The sequence below is a fragment of the Treponema sp. UBA3813 genome (assembly GCA_002368605.1).
Lineage (GTDB): Bacteria > Spirochaetota > Spirochaetia > Treponematales > Treponemataceae > Treponema_D.
Genome location: DFEB01000022.1, coordinates 46694 through 64162 on the forward strand (window position 1 = coordinate 46694; position 17469 = coordinate 64162).

The following is a 17469-nucleotide window of genomic DNA, read 5'->3' on the forward strand; positions in this document are numbered from 1 at the left end:
TTGATATGGAGAAGACCGTCGAATCCGCCCAAGTCGATGAAGGCACCGAAGCTTGTGAATGATTTTACGGTTCCCTTTACAGTGTCACCAATCTGTTTTTCTGCGAAGAATTTATCGCGCTCAGCATTGATGATTTCTTCAAGATATTTGCGGCGGTTGACTACAACATTCTGTTTGTTGTCTGAGTACAAACGCTCGATATAGAATTTTGAAACAGTTCCGATGAGCTTAGAAGGATTCTCAACTTTCTGACTGTCAGACTGGCTGATTGGCAAGAATGCGTGGATGTCGCCACCGAGGTTGACATCAAATCCGCCTTTGACTTCTTTTTCGATTGTGCCTTCGATTGGCAATTTTTCGTCAAAGTATTTGCGGAAATCTTTCCAAAGCTGTTTTGCCTGTGCTTTTGTGTAAGAGATTTCCGGACCGTTGCGACCGTCTTTACGGAGAACAACGACAGTTACCTTTTCGCCGTCTTTTGGCAACTTGCTGCCGAATTCCTGTACTGGAATACGACCTTCAGTTCTGTATCCAATATCAATGAATACATAACCGTCTGCCACTTGAATTACAGTTCCATCTACAATCTGACCATCTTCAATGTTGAGGCCTTTGAGAGACTCCTCTAATTGTGTCTGGATTTCACCCTTTGCCTGAGATTCATCCTTTCCCACTTCCATCTGTTCCATAAGTCTACCTTTATTTCTGAATTTTGCTTAATATTATCTCACAAACCTTGTCAATAGTCAAGGCAGAAGTATCGATATAGAAAGCATCTTCTGCACGGCGGAGAGCGCCTTCTTTTTTGTTGCGGTCAATCTCATCCCTCTTGATGATTGCGGCTTTTACTTCCTCAAGGGTCATGTTGCTCACGCCCTGATCAAAGCGCCGCTGAGCCTGAACATCGATTGACGCATCAAGATAGAATTTGTAATCAGCGTTCGGAAAAACAACCGTGGTCATATCCCGGCCTTCACAGATGATGTCAAGATGATTGGTGATTTCCCTCATGCGCTCGTTGACCAAGTGACGGATTTCTACGATAGAAGAAACTTGCGCAACACGGGCAGAAACGGCGTCATCATGCAAGTGAGACTCAACATCCTTTCCGTTGAGAATCAAATGAGAATTTTCGTAGTCAAGCGACTGTTTTTTGCAGAATTCAACGACTTTTTCTGAATCAGCAATGTCGATGTCTGTGTCGTTCAAGGCCATCGTAAGGGCACGGTAAAAGCTTCCGCTGTTTAAATAAGTGATGCCCAATTTTTTCGCAATCAATGAAGCAATGGTTGATTTTCCTGTTCCCGCAGGACCGTCCATAGCGATAATCATAAAACACTCCTTTTATCTAGTTTTTGCAGAGTTTTAAAAGCCCTTGCACTTCTCTTTCGTTTAATTCGCGGAACTGGCCGGGCTCTAAGTCTTCCAGCTCTATGTTGCCGATTCGCACGCGGCAGAGATTTCGGATTGAGACACCGGCATTTTCAAAGACCCGGCGAATTTCCCGGTTTTTGCCTTCGACTAAAACAACCCTCATTCTGTGGGAATTCAGCTCTTCGGCATCTTTCGCCTTGTAGAAAATGCCCTCTACCCGCACACCCTTTTTGAAGTCTTCGGCAAGGTAGCGTGGCAAAGGAAGTGAACTTTCTACTATATATTCCTTTTCGATTTCTGCACTGGGATGGCTCAGGCGGGCGGCAAAATCACCGTCATTCGTGAAAATTATGGCTCCATGACTGAACATGTCCAGGCGGCCAACATTGTAAAGCCGCTCTTTATAGCTTTCTTTGAGGATATCCACCGCACACGGCCGGCCCTTCTCGTCGGACTGGGTGCAGACATAACCTAAGGGCTTGTACAAAAGGACATAGCGTTTTTTCTCTTCAAGGCTGACTTTTTTACCGTCGACGCACACCGTATCTTTTGGCGTGACTTTTGTTCCAAGTTCGGTGACCACATTTCCGTTTACGGTAACGCGGCCATCAAGGATGATTTTTTCTGAGGCACGGCGGCTTGCCACTCCACAGTGAGCCAAAAATGCCTGCAATCGAGTCTCTTCTTTTTGATTTTGCGGATTTTCGTGTGAATTATCGGGCAAGTACGAACCTCTCTTCTTCTTTTTCGTCCAGCTGAGGCAAATCAGCAATAGAATTCAAGCGGAAGAATTTAAGGAATTCTTTTGTCGTTCCGAATTCTACAGGACGGCCGGGGGTGTCGCGGCGGCCAACTTCTTTAATGAGCTGTCGTTCAATCAAAAGGCGAATCATATTGTCCGGCGAAACGCCTCGCAAGGCCTCAATTTCGGCACGGGTAATCGGCTGCTTGTAAGCGATAATCGAGAGAACTTCAAGAGCCGAGCGGGAAAGTTTTCCCTCATTTTTGTTTCCGTATTTTTCTTTTAGGCTTTCCCAATATTCTTTTTTGGGAGTTAGAACATAGCCACCGGTAATGACAGAAAGCTCCACGCCGGAAGAAGGATTCGTATATTTTTCTTTAAGGATTTCAAGCGCTTCAGTTACTACATCGGCAGATAATTGTGTGTTTGCGGCAAGGGCATCCACAGTGAGAGGTTCGCTTTCCAAAAACAAAACCGCCTCAACAAGCCCCGCCTCTTTTTCAAGATTTATATCCATAGGTAAAAATTATTATAGTAAATCAAAACACTTTCTTCAATAATTCAATCTCTCCGTGCCCTCTCTAGCCCTGCGAGGAATTTAAGCAGCGTCGTAACGGCAGATTTTAATGTCGCCGAACATACGGTTCTGGTAGATTGCCGCCATTTTGAATTTAACGGCTTCCAAAATCGCCATGAATGCGCAAATCACATCAAGGATATTTCCTTTCCGGACAAGCAAATCTGTAAACATGCACTCATTTTTCTCTTCAAGAAGTTCGTTCATAAGAGTGATTTTTTCGTTGACAGAAATTTCTTCGTAGACATCGAGAATTTTCTGATCAGTGTACTGGCTCATGAGAGTCTTGAAGATTTTCTGCATCTGCTCAAGCAAGTCCCATGTGTCAACACGTTCCCACAAGTCATTTTCCTCAAAGGGTAAAGTCCGCTGAACCTTGCTCCGCTCAAAATTCCACTCGCTTTCATCCTGCTTTTCTTCGATAAGGTCGGAAAGTTTCTTAAATTTCTGATACTCAATAAGGCGGTCAACCAGCTCTTCCCTCGGATCATCAAAATCCAAATCATCATCTATTTTAACTTCAACAGGGAGCATCATGCGGGATTTTATATAGATAAGGCGGGATGCCCAATAGTAGAATTCTGACAAATCGCCCAAATCAAGGGAAGCGGCATAATCGAGATATTCAAGGAACTGCTCTGTGATTTTTGCAATCGGAATATCGTAAATGTTGATTTTATTGTCACGGATTAAAGTCCAGAGCAAATCCAAAGGACCGTCAAATTCCCCCACTGAATAGCGTCTTTTTGTCTTTCCAGACTCGTCTTCCTTTTCAATATCTGCCTGATTTTCCGCTGTCTGTGACTCTACATTCGCCTGCTCTTCCATAAAAATGCTCCGTTTCCGCTATGATTTTGGCAAAATCAGAAGAAGAAAGGCAAATTTCCGCGCCCTGTTTTCCGATTTTTGCAAGGGATTCTTCAAAGAAATCTCTTTTTAGAATTTCGGCAGATTCAGGTAAAACCTCAAGCATAGGAATCAAAACAAAAGCCCGTTCGGCGATTCTGGGATGGGGAACCTCAAGATTTTTCATGGGGTCGTCTGGAGATGAGAAGTGAATTTCCTCATTTCCAAACAACTCAATGTCGATGTCAAGGCTGCGCTGTCCGTTACGAATTTCTTCGTTGCGATTCCGACCATAACGAGCTTCAATTTCATGGATTTTTGAAAGAAGCTCATGGGCAGATTTTTTGTATTCCCCTGAAAGTGCCATGTTGTAAAAATCCGGTTGATTTTCCACATACATGGGTTTTGTGCGGTAAACCGAAGAAAATCGAAAATCAGAAAATTCCCCTGAAAGCTCCAGACAGGCAGAAGCCAGGATATGGAGAGAATCAAGGGAATTCAAAGAACGGTTAGAGCCTAAACCGAGGACGGCAAGCATTATTAGAAGAGTGCGTCCTGAGCGCTGGGGACAACAGGCTCGTCAGCTTTTGGAGCGGCGGCGGCTTTTTTAGCCTCTTTCTCCGCTTCTTTGGCCGCCTTCTCAGCAGCTTTTTTCGCATCATTCACGGCTTTTTCCTGCTCAGGATAAACCGCGACTCCCTCTTTTGTGCGCAAAATCTGACCGGGGAAAACTTCGTTTCGGATCTGAGCCTCAACCTGTTTTGCGTAGTCGGGATTTTCTTCGAGGAAGCGAATGGCGTTTTCTTTGCCCTGCCCGACTTTCTCGTCACCGCGAGTGTACCACGCCCCGCGCTTGTCGATGATTCCGTGCTTGACCGCAGAATCCAAAAGAGAGGCCGTGGCAGAAATTCCCTTGCCGAAGTAAATGTCCAGTTCGACCTTGCGGAATGGAGGAGCCACCTTGTTCTTTACGACCTTGACTCGCACGCGGTTTCCCACAGCGTCTTCCTCTCCCTTGCCTTCGATTGACTCGATACGGCGGATTTCAAGACGGACAGAAGAGTAGAATTTAAGGGCGTTACCGCCAGTCGTTGTCTCAGGATTTCCGAACATGATTCCGATTTTCATACGAATCTGGTTGATGAAAATAATCATGCACTTAGATTTTCCAACGATTGCCGTGAGTTTTCGCAAAGCCTGGCTCATAAGGCGGGCCTGTAAGCCCATCATAGCGTCACCCATGTCGCCTTCGATTTCCTTTTGGGGAGTGAGGGCAGCAACGGAGTCAACTACGATAATATCAACAGCCCCTGAACGGACAAGATTTTCTGTGATTTCAAGAGCCTGCTCACCGTTGTCCGGCTGAGAGACCCAGAGATTGTCAATGTCAACGCCAAGATTTTTCGCATAAACCGGATCCAGGGCGTGCTCCGCGTCGATAAAGGCCGCGATTCCTCCCAATTTCTGAGCCTCGGCAACGGCATGTAAAGCCAGAGTCGTTTTACCAGAGCTTTCAGGGCCGTACATTTCGATAATTCGGCCACGAGGATAACCTCCCACGCCAAGAGCCTCGTCCAATAAGATTGAGCCTGACGGAATTACATCAACGCCCGTAAGGTCAGTCTGTGCTCCCAGTTTAATAAGAGAGCCGGCACCGAACTGCTTTTCGATTTGCAATCGGGCAGCTTCAAGAGCCTTTAATTTCTCCGCCATATCTGCTGGCGGCTGATTCTGTGTTTTTTCTGCCATAGAAATCCACCTTATATATTTTTTACCCCACCCACCTATATATAGGCGGAATTTTTGCATTTTCGGTAATGCAGCTCAGAAAAAATCCGATTTTTTTAAACTTTTTCTGAAAAAAAATGAAGTTACTCACCACTTCGCCGCAAAGGCTGGTATACAGCCCTTCCATTCAGCATGATTTTACCGTTTTCTACCTGAATTCTTCCAAGGACTTTTACTGGCCGCTCGCCATCAATTGCAGGATACGGAGCCTCGGCAAAAAACAAAGGCACGAAGCCCTCCACTCTGTCCATATTTTCGTACCCAACAAGCAAATCGCAACGATAAGAGCCCCCCTCTGTCTCAGCATTGGACACTCTGCCAGACCATGCAACTGTGCAACCAAGATACAAATCAGGATCCTTCGCGACCTGAGCATATTCGATATTATCACCATAGTCGGCGAGAGAATCAAAAGTCGGCTCAGTAAAATAAGAAGAAATCATCTTCGCCTTTGTTTTGATTGCGTCGCTTGCATTTGAATTCAAAAGACGATTTATTTCTACTTGAGCGGCATTTTCCCTATAATCCTGAAAATGAGTCATCGCCATATCGTAAGATTTTTTTATCTGAGAATCCGTAAGGATATATTTGTAAACACCGCCAGATAAATCCGTCTTTCTGGCGTTTCCAATTTCCTCTACAGAAAGAAAAAGATCGCTTAAATCTGCGCGCTGCCCACTGACAGGAAGACGCACACCCCTGCCTAAGCCACTCAATTTTCCAAAATTAAAGATAAAGAGCGCGAGGACCACACCAGCGAGCGCAGACATAGCAATTCTTTTGACTGTATCAGGATTCATTCCCAGCGGAGGATAAAACTTTTCGATTTCTCCAGTATCAACAGCCCTGCAAACCTCATCGTAAGATCCGTGAGTACGAATAAATTCCATCGCGCTCAGGGCAATTTTATTATCTGGATCATAATCAAGGACATCAACATAATAACTTATCGCACGATCTGTATCCCCTCGCCGCAAAAAGAGAACGGCCTGCGCGCTCAAGAGAGTCGGATCTGTCATTCTGATATGCCGTGCACGCTGAAAATAGGCTCCGGCGCTCCCTGTATCCCCAAGATAAAGGCAAGCTATACCAGCCGTAAGAAAATAGTCAAAACTTTCACGGTAAATTTCAGGATTGTTTCCGGATTCGAGAATAGTAATCGCTTGAGAAAACTTACGGCGCTGCAAAAGCGAGTGCGCCCTTTCCAAGTCACTGCGAGCCATTTTTATCGTCGCCTCAACTTTTCAAGAATTGCATCAAGTTCAGCGTTCAGCTGAGAAATTTTTTTATGATCGACATTCTCAGAGGACTGCAAGGCATCAATTCGGTCGATAAGATCCTGGATATAGGCGGGATCCAACTGATAATCCCGAATTGGCGGAAGGATAAATTCAACATCAGTACGCTTATCGGTCTTTTTTTCAGCTAGTTTTGGTTTTTCCTCAACAGCAGGGATCTCCTTAATCTTTGGCTCTGCAAAAGAACTTCCGTCAACATAAGCAAGACCTCGCGGAGATTCATCAGCAGCAGCCGCTATGTAAAAGACCAAATCCTTTTTTTCACCAGGCTCAAGGAAGAAGGCGTCCCAGTCAAGCATGACGGCAGAGTCATCATAGCCACGGATATTTGAGAATCCCCTGCCCTTACGATAGCCAGAATTCCAATCCATTTTATACAATTCGTTGATATTCGCAAAAGTGACGGACTCCAAAGGAGAAACATTCTGACCGTTAAGAACAAATTGATATGAAACGCAGCCATTAGAAGAAATCACAGCCCGTTCCGACTCTAGTTCTGACGCTGAAAATCGATTTTCATTTCTGATTTTTGTTCCATGCGCCGTCGAAAAATGCACTGAAGAAAGCTCTCCACAAATCGTGTCAAAAATTCCCTTAACATCTACTGAACGGATAAAAGAATTCTCGTTTATTGAATAAAGTGAAATCTGAACGATGTCCTCAGGCTGAGAGGAACGACTAGCTATCAGAGAAAAGTCTATGACAAAACGGAATCCATCTGCAAAAGTATAAACAAGCTGTGCCCCGGAATCGAGCCTACGAAGTTCTTTTTTTACAGAATTTGACCTCACCATGTGAAAGACTATTCCGTCGACTTTTACGAGAAATTCCGTAGAATCAAACAAATCGTGGGTAGAACACAGAGCAACCCTTCTTCCGTCTGAATCGGTGCAATAAATATTAAAAGTTCCCGTTTTTCCAAACAACTCCACCTGAAGCATTTTTCCGGAAAGAGTGTAATAAGACTCAAGGCTGTAATCTACGGCGAGCACATCATCATGTAAAAGAAATTTTCCTGAGGTTTCTGATTTTTCCTTTTCTTGCGCGGCTGATACCGCCAACACACATAAAAGAGAAAGAAGAATAGCGATTATTTTTTTCATTTTTCCTCTCCTGCAGACTGTTCATTCAAGAGATATTGCAGCTGCTTTGCCTTTCTTTTTAGCATCTGTAAATCAGATGATTTTGATGCGTCAGATGCCGGTGTTACAGCGGAAGTTCCGCTGCCACTAGGATTTTGTTTTACGCGAATCGATGACTCACTCACACTCTGAATAATCGTAATCGGCTGCGCAGCCTTTTCGACCTGAGAATCGGGCTTTCCTTGCGAATCAGTCTTTTCCGATGGAGAGCCTGCCAGCTGACTAGATTCAGGAGTTTCCGCCTTGCCAGCATTTTTCCCTGAGACACCAGAAGGCTCTTCTGCAACGACAATGCCTGTCTCATCCTCATGCTGAAGGTCAAAGCCGTCACTCTCAAGCAAAGCCTCAAGTTCCGCAATTCGAGCCTGAGCATCAATGAGGGATTTTTTTACGCCCTTTTCGTCTTCAAGCGCATAAACACGAAGCTGTCGCTCATACTCTTCCCTGGTAGAAAGATTTTCTTCACCTATAACCTTAAGGAGATAGAGCAATTTTTCCTCGCGAGCTCTCCGTTCGATTAAATCAAGTTTATATTGGGCTTGCGGTGCTTTTTCACAGGCAGAATAGTCAGTTACGACCCGCTCGTACAAACCTCTGGCCGCCTCAAAATTATATTCATCATAAAAACTCTCTGCAATCCAAAAAAGAGCCAGAGGATACAATTCGCTCTCTCCGTTCTGATGGCAGAAATCACTCAAAGAAAGAATGGCATCCTCGTTTCGCGCAAGCAAATGAAGAAGCCTTCCCTTTTGATACTGCACATACTCAGCGTAGGGACTGAAAGCAAACTGCTCAAGAAATTTTTCGCAATCAGCCTGAGCCTGACGATACTCACCGGCATAAATTTCGCTCTTTATAAGCATGAAATAATTTTCATCGTTAGCGCTTCCCGGAGCAGAAACCACTTTCCTTAAGAAGAAAATAGCTGATACCCAATCCTCGTTTTTGTATGCATCCGCTCCTTGTTTCAGATTCGCACTCTCAACGGCAGAAAGCTTGTCTTTAGAAGCCCCCTGCGCAAAAAGCGAAAAACATGAGAAAAGCGAAAGAAAAACAAGAGAGAGGAACTTTTTACTCAAGCGCTGACTCCCACTTTAGCTTGCCGCTGAAGAAAGACGAGCCAGAAACAAGGATATCCGCCCCTGCAGCAGCCACTTCACTGCAATTTTTTTCGTTGATGCCGCCGTCTACGGAGATTTTAAAAGACAAACCTCTTTCTTCCCGGATTTTTTTTAACTCGGCGATTTTTTGCATTGAATATGGGATAAAAGACTGACCGCCGAAGCCAGGATTTACGCTCATGACGAGAACCAAATCAACGAGCGGAAGAATCTCGCTCAAGAGGGAAACCGGAGTTGACGGCACAATTGAAATGCCGCATTTTTTACCCAAATCATGAATATGATGAATGAGCCTGTCAATATGAACAGTTGACTCGTAATGAAAAGTAATCCAATCAGCGCCACTATCGGCGAAAGAATCCACCATGAGTTCAGGCTTTTCGACCATCAGATGGACATCAAAAGGCAAGCTGGTAAGTTTTCGGATAGACTTGATAATCGGCTGACCGTAAGAAATCTGTGGCACAAAAGCACCATCCATAACATCAATGTGGACAATGCTTCCCCCGTCGTTTTCGATTTTCTTAACTGCGGAAGCCAAATCTGAAAAGTCCGCCGAAAGCAAAGACGGAGCCAACAAAGTTTTTTTCATTATTTTACTATAATAGCAGATGAAACAAACATTGTAAACATTGATAAAAAATTTAAAATATTTTCTTAAAAATATATTGACATAACATGCAAAAGGCTTTATAAACTTTACCCCACTTTTAGATTTTTTTGAGTTTTTATTGACTAAAATCTCCATTTTTATAATAATAATCATGTACATTATGGGCATAAACGGCGACGAAGAATTAACAAAAGCGTACAAATTCCTCGAAGAAGGAAATCCCGCTCAGGCAAGAGAGGTTCTCGAAGGGGCACTGGGTTACAATTTTGAAAATTCCGAAATAAAATTCGCCCATTGGTCTTGCTCATACTGGGTCGATTTCATTCAGTCGCTGCCCCTCATGGAGGCCTACGAACAGGGGGAAGCCCTTATAACACGCTGGAAGGCATTCAAGTTTGACTACGAACGAAGAAACGACTTCCAGCAAAAAACCATTTACGCAATGCAACGCGGTATTTTTACGATAGCGCTCGCTGCATACGAAAATGCAAAGGAAGAGGAAGCGGCAAGCCAGAGAGCAGATCTTTTCCAAAAAAAAGGACTTTGCTATAAAAAACTCGGCAAATACGAAACCGCCTTGAATTTACTTACAGAGGCATATCGCATTGCGCCACAATCAGCTTCGATTCTGGCAGAAATGGCCGACTGTTTCGCACTCTGCGGAGAAGACAAAAACGCAAAGGTTTTGTTTCGCGAGGCTTTTTTTATCGATGCCCAGCGCATTGATATTGACTTTCTAGACTCGGAGCTTATCTGTGCGCTTATCCGCCAGGTAAAAGAAAAGGGATATATCGGTTCGGTTCTGCAGGAATGGATTCCGGTTTACGGAGTTCTTTACGGGGTCTTCAATGTCAAGAGAGAGCTTCGTCCACAAGAGGCTGGCAGGCTCCGACAAGAAATTTTTGCAAAGGAAAACGAAATCAAGGATCCTTCGAATGATTCACGGATTTTAGTTCCCAAGCTTATAAATATGTATTTTTGGTTAATAGACCACTACGCCCGGTCAAACGAAGGCAAGGACAAAATAAATGAATGTCTCCTTCAGATTCGGGTGCATGACGAAAATATCTATAGGATGTATACGAAATAATTGGCTAAGGAGTAAAATATGTCAAAAGAGCTCGTAGATTTGGTACAGGCAAAACTCAAAGAAGACACCTGGACTCGCGCAACAATCAGCAACTACACGAAAAATGATTTAGTTGAACTCACAACAATCGTCGAAAAGGCAAAAAATGAAAACTGCATCGATGAAATCAAAACCATCTGTGACGAACAGCTTTCGCACACAAAAGACAGTATCACAGCTCTCTACATTTCAGGTATGCTCGGACTCAAGCAAGGCTCTCTCGACAATTCATCCCTCGAAACTCTCGTTGACATATTCCAGAACAATCACAAGGAACCGATTGTCGTCTACATGTGTGAGACAATTCTCGCCGATGACAAATCAAATAAATTCGCGCTCCGAACGCTCGCCGCTAACTACGAGCAGGCAGGCAATGATGAAGTGTGGTCAATCTATGAAAAAATCATCAAGGTTGATTTTGCCGAAGCTGAAATAGCAAAAAAACTCGCTGACCACTATGCAGCTGGCGGTGAGGCAGAAAAAGCGAATGAATTCTACAAAAAAGCCCTTCTCCGTTTCGTAAACAACAAAAATATCAATTCGGCCAATGAAATTTGGTCAAAACTCGTGGCATCAATTCCAGAAGAAATTGATTTCTTCCTTTTGGTTCAGCGCAAAATCGCAAAATCAATCAGCGCCGACAAATCTGCCCTTATGATGCAGGAGCTTTACAACTGGTACAAAGACAACCAAAAATGGGACACAGCCATTGATATTCTCAAACTCAATCTTTCAATTGACCCAAAGGATCCATGGGCACGCCGTGAAATTGCCGACTGCTATGCTCAGAAATACGCAAATCACAGCCATGTCGAGGAATACATCCGCTCTTCTGACCTCACTCAGAGTTATCGCAATGTATTTGAAGCAATCAGCGACTTTGAAAAGCACATCGCATTCGACGCACGGGCATTTGTCTATCACCGCACATGGGGTGTTGGCGTAATCCTCAAGGTCGAGAACGACACTCTCACAATCAACTTCGGAAAGAACGGCAAAAAAGAAATCTCTCTCAAAATGGCAGTCAATGCACTCCAGCCTCTCTCCCGCGATCACATTTGGGTCATCAAGGCTACAGTTGGCTCTAAATCTTCAAAATTCAAAACAAAGGAAGATTTGGCAAAAGAAATCAAATCAAACAAGGCTTGGGCCCTCAAAACTATCATTACAAGTTTCAACAACAGTTGCGACTTCAAAAAAATCAAAGCTGAGCTTGTACCATCAATTCTCACCACAAGCGAATGGACAAGCTGGAATTCTGGCGCAAAAAAACTTCTCGAAGAAGACTCTACATTCGGCGTAAATCCAAACAATATCAACGAATACACAGTCCGAGAGCGAGCAATCACTCCAGAAGAAAAATACTCTAATGAATTCAAGGCTCAAAAAGCGTTCTTTGCCCGAATCGATATCCTTTACAAATTCGTGGAAGATGATTCAACAGACAAAGAAAGCGAGCTTCTTGCAGATATGTTCAGTTATTTCACTGGTTTCCTCAAGTCATTCAACGAAGTAGACGAGCAGGTTATAGCTTCATATCTCGTCGTCAAAGAAATCGGTCAGGAAATTCCTGAACTTGCCTTCCAGTGCAAATACACATTCGCACAGTTCTATGGTGAGCTTGATTCTCCAAAAGAAATGTACACTATTCTCAAAGGCTCAAAGAAAGGCGATTTACGCGCAAAATTCCTTGAGGCAGTTAAATTACTCCCGAATTGGGAAGATGAATACATCAAAATGTTCCCTGCAATCCTCAAGAAAGAGGTTCTTGCCGCAATCATCAATGCGGGTCACAGCGAGAAAGTACAGAAGCTTGTTGTAGATTCTTTCGAAGATTTCCGCACTTACAGAGATGTAATTCTCTTCTTATTTGATGAATGTAGCACAGAAGATTGGTTTAAGGCAGCCGCCGTTCCACTCCAGAAGCAGCTCATCGCAATCGTAAACATCATTTCTCAGTGTTTCCGCGAAATCGACAATCATGTTGAATCAACCGAAAACAAAAAAATTATCAAGAACGCAAGCAAAATGCTCTTCGACAAAGACAATAACAAATACGCTGATTTCATGCTTTCATGCGATGAAGAGCAGATGTCTCACATGTACACTCTTGTTGATGATATCACAGAACTTGACGGTGTAATCAAAACCCAGCTTCGCAACAAGATTCTTGAAAAATATCCTGACTACAAATTCCACACGACCGAGGAAAAATCTGCATCTCCAAAGGGAATGTTGGTCACAGCGAAGAAGCTCGAAGAAAAACGCAATCTCGTGGAAAAGATGCAGGATGTGGATATCCCTGCAATCGCAAAAGAAGTTGCGGAAGCAAAGGAAAAGGGCGACTTGAAAGAGAACGCCGAGTACATCGCTGCAAAAGAAGCCCAGCACAAACTTGGAAACGACCTCAAACGACTTCAGGAAGAGCTTGCCCGCGCCGTCGTATTCGACCCCACAACAGCAACTTCTTCACTTGTTTCTTTCGGAACAAAAGTCACCTTGCTGGACAAAACATCTGGCAAAGAGGAGGTTTACACAATCCTTGGACCATGGGAATCAGACCCGGAAAACGGCGTGATTTCTTACATGTCTCCATTTGGAAACGCAATCCTCGACCACAAAGTCGGCGACGAGCTCTCATTTACAATCAACGAGCACAAATACAACTTTGAAGTCAAAAAGATTGTAATCGCTAAATTGTAAAACATTTCCCCGCTTAGGCGGGGATTTTTTTCTTTTTCCATATTTATCTTTTCCGTGTTATAATTAAAAAGATGATTCATCTTCTCTATGACGGTGGTTTGTCGGATTCATCCGTTTCGGCAGCTATCATTTCCATATCAATTATTCTCATGTCAGGCTTTCTGATGACCCGCATCACGAAAAAATTGCGTCTGCCTAATGTGACGGCTTACATCGTGGCGGGAATTCTCATCGGCCCCTATTGTTTTAATCTTATTCCAAAAACAATTATTACCAGCACAAGCTTTTTATCGGACATTGCACTTGCATTCATTGCATTCAGTACCGGTCAATTTTTCCGTCTTGATGTGCTCAAAAAAAACGGCGGGAAAGTCCTCGTAGTCACACTCTCAGAAGCAATACTCGCCTCTCTTTTGATCTTTATCCTCACATTCTTTATCCTTCACCTGAAGCTTTCATTTTCCATCGTACTTTCGGCCCTTGCCGCAACAACAGCACCGGCTTCCACAATGATGACTATCAGGCAGACAGGCGCTAAAGGAGACTTTGTAGAGACACTTTTACAGGTTGTCGCTCTGGATAATATCGTAGGACTTATGGCATACAGCGTGGCCATTTCCATCGCCCTTCATTCTTCCACAGGCGAATCATTTTCTCTTTGGAGAATATTCACTCCAATTCTCACAAATGCCCTGGTTCTTTTTTTAGGTGGAGTTTTCGGCGTAGTTCTGGCCCTTATGGTAAAGCCGAAAACCCGCTCAAGCGACAACAGGCTTATCATCTCAGTCGCCCTTCTATTTGCCTTCTGCGGAATCTGCACGATTTTTGAGATTTCTCCCCTGCTAGGCTGCATGTCTATGGGAACGGTCTACATCAACATGACTGATGACGACAAACTCTTTAAGCAGCTCAATTATTTTTCTCCGCCATTTTTGCTCATGTTTTTCGTGCGCTCAGGAATGAGTTTTGATTTGCCGGCTTTGGTCAACACCAGCGGCGCAATCGGCTCCTCTCCCCTGCTTTTAATCGGTGTCCTTTATTTTATCATCCGCATAATCGGAAAATATGCCGGCTCCTTTTTGGGCTGCCTAGCGGCAAAAAAGCCCAAGGAAACCAGAAATTATCTCGGCCTTGCCCTTATTCCTCAGGCGGGAGTCGCAATCGGTCTTGCAGCTTTGGGAGCGCGAACTCTGGGCGGAGAGACCGGCAATGCCTTAGAAACGATAATTCTCGCTTCCAGCGTGCTCTACGAGCTTATAGGGCCGGCCTCGGCAAAACTCTCTCTCTATCTTTCAAAATCATACTCAACTAAATTGGAAGATTTAGTCCAGGTCAGCGAAAAAACAGCCGATGGAAAAGAAAAATCACAGGTCGAGCTTTTAATTGACCGAATCCAGAAAATACAGAAAGAACTTCCCGCCCACACCATAAACGAAGCGGAGGAAGCCTTCACCGAAGCCGCAGAAAACAATAACACCGCCTTTTGGGGTGAAGTCCAAAAGCAGAATATGAAAGAAGTCGTCCGAAAAAGGAGGAAATCATGATTACAGACCCAATCGCCACCTTGCTGGGAAGCTGGTCAACACAACTTAACGGCTACTCAATTTTTTTCCGCATAATTCTCTCTATCTTGCTTTCCGCCCTAATCGGATGGGAACGCTCCAGTAAAAGGCATTCGGCTGGTTTCCGCACATTCATGATAGTCACTCTCTCCGGAACAGTCGTTATGTTAATCGATCTCTACATGAACAGCATTTTCGGCGGCCAATTTTTCCTGCTTTCAGCTCTGGCAATCGTCTCTGCTGCAAGAATCGCCACCAGAACGCTTTTTTTCACTTCCAGAAACCAAATCATGGGACTTACTACAGCCGTCGCTCTCTGGGGAAGCTGTATTTTAGGTCTTGCAGTCGGAGCCGGCCTGTACACAATCATGGCAATCACATTTTTCACATTGCTTCTTTGTCTTTCAAAGCTTCCTGCTCTGGAATTCTATCTCAAAAATCGTTCCAATCACTTTGAAATCCATCTTGAACTTAAAAATAGCCTCAACTTGCAGAATTTCGTCACCACAATCCGAAAATTAGGTCTTACAATCGATGCAATCGAAATGAACCCGGCCTATGCGAATTCGGGATTGAGCGTTTATTCAATAGCAATCACAATTTCAAGTGAAGAACTAAAAAAATACAAAACTCACAAAGAAATCATTGCTGCCCTTTCCACACTGGACTACATCTATCACATCGAAGAAATTTAATGTTTCTATCTATAGAAACTTTTTCTAACTTATGATAAACTCTTCTCATGAATATTCTTGACAAAATCGTAGAACAGAGAAAAAAAGACATTGAAAAAAAATCCGTAACGCTGGGCTTTTCAATTCCAGAAAAAAGAACGAGACCTGTATCTCCATTCATTCCAAAAGGAAAAAAAGGCGTTATCCTTGAAATAAAACGAGCATCGCCAAGCAAAGGAGACATTGCACCCGGTCTAGACACAGCTGTCACCGCAAAAGCATACGCAAAAGCCGGAACCAGTGCAATTTCCGTGCTCACTGAAGAACACTACTTCAAGGGAAATCTTATTGACCTGCAAAAAGCCTGTGCTGCCGTCGATGAATACGCTTCTCTGCACGGCAAAATTCCACCAGCAATTTTACGAAAAGACTTTTTGCTTTCCCCTGAAGAAATTGAAATTGCCTACCGATGCGGTGCGGACGCAGTTCTTTTGATTGCCCGCATTCTCGATACAAAAACAATGGTAGAAATGGCCAAAAAATGCCAGGATTTGAGAATCACAGCCCTCATAGAGCTTCGTCTTGAAGAAGATTTGAAAAAGCTCGCAGAAGTCGTCAAAAATGTCAGTACAGATTTTATTGTCTGCGGAGTGAATGCCCGTGACCTTAGGGATTTCAGCATTGACCTTCTTACACCAGCCGCTCTTATGCAAGAAATCAAAGAAATCGCAGGAAATGATATGCGCATTGTCTTTGAAAGCGGAATTCGAACTCCAAACGCCGCTGATTTTGCAGGAAGCCTTGGTTTTTCAGCAATGCTCTTAGGAGAAGCAGCAGCCAAAAATCCTGATGAAGCCGGAAGACTAGTCTCAGCCTTCATTGAATCAAAAGAAACTCTTAACGCAAAAGAATGGAATATCTACGCCAAAAAATTACAGGCAAAAAAGAAAGAAGGAAAAATACGGCCTTTTGTAAAAATCTGCGGTCTCACAAATGAAAAGGACGCACTCAAAGCAGCAGAATTAGGTGCGGATTTTTTAGGATTCATATTCTGGGAAAAATCCCCACGAAAAGTAAGTCCAACCGTATTAGCTAAAATCGCCAATTCACTCAAGGCAGTTGGCTTAAGGGAAAAAGTCCGCTTAGTCGGAGTCATAGTAGAAACAGACAGTAGGGATGCAGAAGAAGCATTCGCGGCCGTAAAAGCTGGTCATCTCGACTTCATACAGCTCCACGGCTCAAACTGCTATTCATCTTTTTCGCAAAAGGAAATTCCTCACTATGCTGTAGTTAACATTTCGACAGAAGAGGATTTGGCAAAAATCGATGAAATCCGCAAAGAAGGGGAACCGAGAATCTTAATTGATGCAAAAGTCGGAAATCAAGTAGGTGGAACAGGAGAAAGAATCAAAGAACTACTCGTAGAAAAAGTAAGCCAAAAGACAAAGCTCTGGCTTGCAGGCGGCATCACCCCGGAAAATATCACTCAAATTGTCGGAAAATTCCAGCCAGAACTAATCGATGTGGCAAGTGGAGTTGAAGCCAAACCAGGAATCAAGAACCTTACAAAGCTTGAAAATCTGTTTGATAATTTGAATTCCTTATAATCATCTCGACGCAAGACGCGCGTCCGTCTGCCACAGCCGCCGCTCTGATCTGCCTCCCCCCGGCCTTTCCCCGCAGGGGGGTCGTTTAAAACAAAAAAAAGCCGGCGGCTGCCTACTTTCCCCCGGTCTGGAGTATCATCGGCGTAGGGGCGCTTGACTTCCGTGTTCGGAACGGGAACGGGTATATCCACCCCACCATGGCCACCGGCATGTAAAATACCGAAAAAAAAGGAAAGGGGGGAAGGAAGCATGTGAGGCTCCGCCGTCTCGGCGGGAACGAGGATATGGCCAGG

The 17469-nt window shown here is 44.0% G+C and carries 16 protein-coding genes and 1 rRNA gene; 5 read left to right on the plus strand and 12 right to left on the minus strand.

Going from position 1 to position 17469, the window contains the following annotated elements:
- The 11 genes from B2089_RS12030 to rpe all read right to left on the minus strand — a co-directional run.
- Positions 1-689, minus strand: a 689-nt coding sequence (locus tag B2089_RS12030) for a S1 RNA-binding domain-containing protein (protein ID WP_349675777.1), incomplete at its 3' end; no start/stop codon positions are given.
- Between the two features lie 10 nt (positions 690-699).
- Positions 700-1332, minus strand: coding sequence for a (d)CMP kinase (gene cmk, locus B2089_RS12035; protein ID WP_349675778.1), 633 nt, complete (start codon positions 1330-1332; stop codon positions 700-702).
- A gap of 16 nt (positions 1333-1348) precedes the next feature.
- Positions 1349-2098, minus strand: coding sequence for a pseudouridine synthase (locus B2089_RS03530; protein ID WP_296320553.1), 750 nt, complete (start codon positions 2096-2098; stop codon positions 1349-1351).
- Positions 2088-2633, minus strand: a complete 546-nt coding sequence (gene scpB, locus B2089_RS03535; protein ID WP_296685934.1) for an SMC-Scp complex subunit ScpB — start codon at positions 2631-2633, stop codon at positions 2088-2090. Before scpB ends, B2089_RS03530 begins: the two co-directional genes overlap by 11 nt.
- A gap of 81 nt (positions 2634-2714) precedes the next feature.
- On the minus strand, positions 2715-3521 hold the full coding sequence (locus B2089_RS03540; RefSeq protein WP_296320547.1) for a segregation and condensation protein A: 807 nt from the start codon (positions 3519-3521) through the stop codon (positions 2715-2717).
- Complete coding sequence (gene folK / locus B2089_RS03545) at positions 3466-4077, minus strand: 2-amino-4-hydroxy-6-hydroxymethyldihydropteridine diphosphokinase (RefSeq protein WP_296320544.1); 612 nt, start codon at positions 4075-4077, stop codon at positions 3466-3468. The genes B2089_RS03540 and folK overlap by 56 nt, the downstream gene beginning before the upstream one ends.
- A gap of 2 nt (positions 4078-4079) precedes the next feature.
- Positions 4080-5288: a recombinase RecA gene (gene recA / locus B2089_RS03550; protein ID WP_296320541.1), complete on the minus strand. Its 1209-nt coding sequence runs from the start codon at positions 5286-5288 to the stop codon at positions 4080-4082.
- Positions 5289-5410: 122 nt separating this feature from the next.
- A complete protein-coding gene (locus B2089_RS03555; protein ID WP_296320538.1) occupies positions 5411-6550 on the minus strand; it encodes a tetratricopeptide repeat protein in 1140 nt (379 codons plus the stop codon).
- Positions 6551-6552: 2 nt separating this feature from the next.
- On the minus strand, positions 6553-7728 hold the full coding sequence (locus B2089_RS03560) for a hypothetical protein (RefSeq protein WP_296320532.1): 1176 nt from the start codon (positions 7726-7728) through the stop codon (positions 6553-6555).
- Positions 7725-8846, minus strand: a complete 1122-nt coding sequence (locus tag B2089_RS03565) for a tetratricopeptide repeat protein (protein WP_296320530.1) — start codon at positions 8844-8846, stop codon at positions 7725-7727. Before B2089_RS03565 ends, B2089_RS03560 begins: the two co-directional genes overlap by 4 nt.
- Positions 8839-9480: a ribulose-phosphate 3-epimerase gene (gene rpe, locus B2089_RS03570; RefSeq protein ID WP_296320527.1), complete on the minus strand. Its 642-nt coding sequence runs from the start codon at positions 9478-9480 to the stop codon at positions 8839-8841. Before rpe ends, B2089_RS03565 begins: the two co-directional genes overlap by 8 nt.
- A gap of 172 nt (positions 9481-9652) precedes the next feature.
- Here rpe and B2089_RS03575 point away from each other — a divergent pair, with 172 nt between their 5' ends.
- From B2089_RS03575 to B2089_RS03595, 5 genes are all read left to right on the plus strand, one after another.
- Positions 9653-10591 carry a tetratricopeptide repeat protein gene (locus B2089_RS03575; protein WP_296320522.1) on the plus strand — a complete coding sequence of 313 codons (939 nt, stop codon included), beginning with the start codon at positions 9653-9655 and terminating at the stop codon, positions 10589-10591.
- Between the two features lie 18 nt (positions 10592-10609).
- Positions 10610-13333, plus strand: a complete 2724-nt coding sequence (greA, locus tag B2089_RS03580; protein WP_296320520.1) for a transcription elongation factor GreA — start codon at positions 10610-10612, stop codon at positions 13331-13333.
- Between the two features lie 71 nt (positions 13334-13404).
- A complete protein-coding gene (locus B2089_RS03585; protein WP_296320513.1) occupies positions 13405-14877 on the plus strand; it encodes a cation:proton antiporter in 1473 nt (490 codons plus the stop codon).
- On the plus strand, positions 14874-15590 hold the full coding sequence (locus tag B2089_RS03590; protein WP_296320499.1) for an MgtC/SapB family protein: 717 nt from the start codon (positions 14874-14876) through the stop codon (positions 15588-15590). The genes B2089_RS03585 and B2089_RS03590 overlap by 4 nt, the downstream gene beginning before the upstream one ends.
- 47 nt (positions 15591-15637) lie before the next feature.
- Entirely contained in the window at positions 15638-17176 is a 1539-nt protein-coding gene (locus tag B2089_RS03595; RefSeq protein ID WP_296320495.1) for a bifunctional indole-3-glycerol phosphate synthase/phosphoribosylanthranilate isomerase, read from the plus strand.
- Positions 17177-17275: 99 nt separating this feature from the next.
- On the opposite strand, the gene rrf is transcribed toward B2089_RS03595, so the two are convergent.
- Positions 17276-17385 (minus strand): 5S ribosomal RNA (rrf, locus tag B2089_RS03600).
- Positions 17386-17469 lie beyond the last annotated feature (84 nt).

Bases quoted from the DNA above. Each gene is read 5' to 3' on its own strand.
- cmk (WP_349675778.1), bottom strand. From the start codon at position 1,332: ATGATTATCGCTATGGACGGTCCTGCGGGAACAGGAAAATCAACCATT.
- scpB (WP_296685934.1), bottom strand. From the start codon at position 2,633: ATGGATATAAATCTTGAAAAAGAGGCGGGGCTTGTTGAGGCGGTTTTG.
- B2089_RS03540 (WP_296320547.1), bottom strand. From the start codon at position 3,521: ATGGAAGAGCAGGCGAATGTAGAGTCACAGACAGCGGAAAATCAGGCA.
- folK (WP_296320544.1), bottom strand. From the start codon at position 4,077: ATGCTTGCCGTCCTCGGTTTAGGCTCTAACCGTTCTTTGAATTCCCTT.
- recA (WP_296320541.1), bottom strand. From the start codon at position 5,288: ATGGCAGAAAAAACACAGAATCAGCCGCCAGCAGATATGGCGGAGAAA.
- B2089_RS03555 (WP_296320538.1), bottom strand. From the start codon at position 6,550: ATGGCTCGCAGTGACTTGGAAAGGGCGCACTCGCTTTTGCAGCGCCGT.
- B2089_RS03560 (WP_296320532.1), bottom strand. From the start codon at position 7,728: ATGAAAAAAATAATCGCTATTCTTCTTTCTCTTTTATGTGTGTTGGCG.
- rpe (WP_296320527.1), bottom strand. From the start codon at position 9,480: ATGAAAAAAACTTTGTTGGCTCCGTCTTTGCTTTCGGCGGACTTTTCA.
- B2089_RS03575 (WP_296320522.1), top strand. From the start codon at position 9,653: ATGTACATTATGGGCATAAACGGCGACGAAGAATTAACAAAAGCGTAC.
- greA (WP_296320520.1), top strand. From the start codon at position 10,610: ATGTCAAAAGAGCTCGTAGATTTGGTACAGGCAAAACTCAAAGAAGAC.
- B2089_RS03585 (WP_296320513.1), top strand. From the start codon at position 13,405: ATGATTCATCTTCTCTATGACGGTGGTTTGTCGGATTCATCCGTTTCG.
- B2089_RS03590 (WP_296320499.1), top strand. From the start codon at position 14,874: ATGATTACAGACCCAATCGCCACCTTGCTGGGAAGCTGGTCAACACAA.
- B2089_RS03595 (WP_296320495.1), top strand. From the start codon at position 15,638: ATGAATATTCTTGACAAAATCGTAGAACAGAGAAAAAAAGACATTGAA.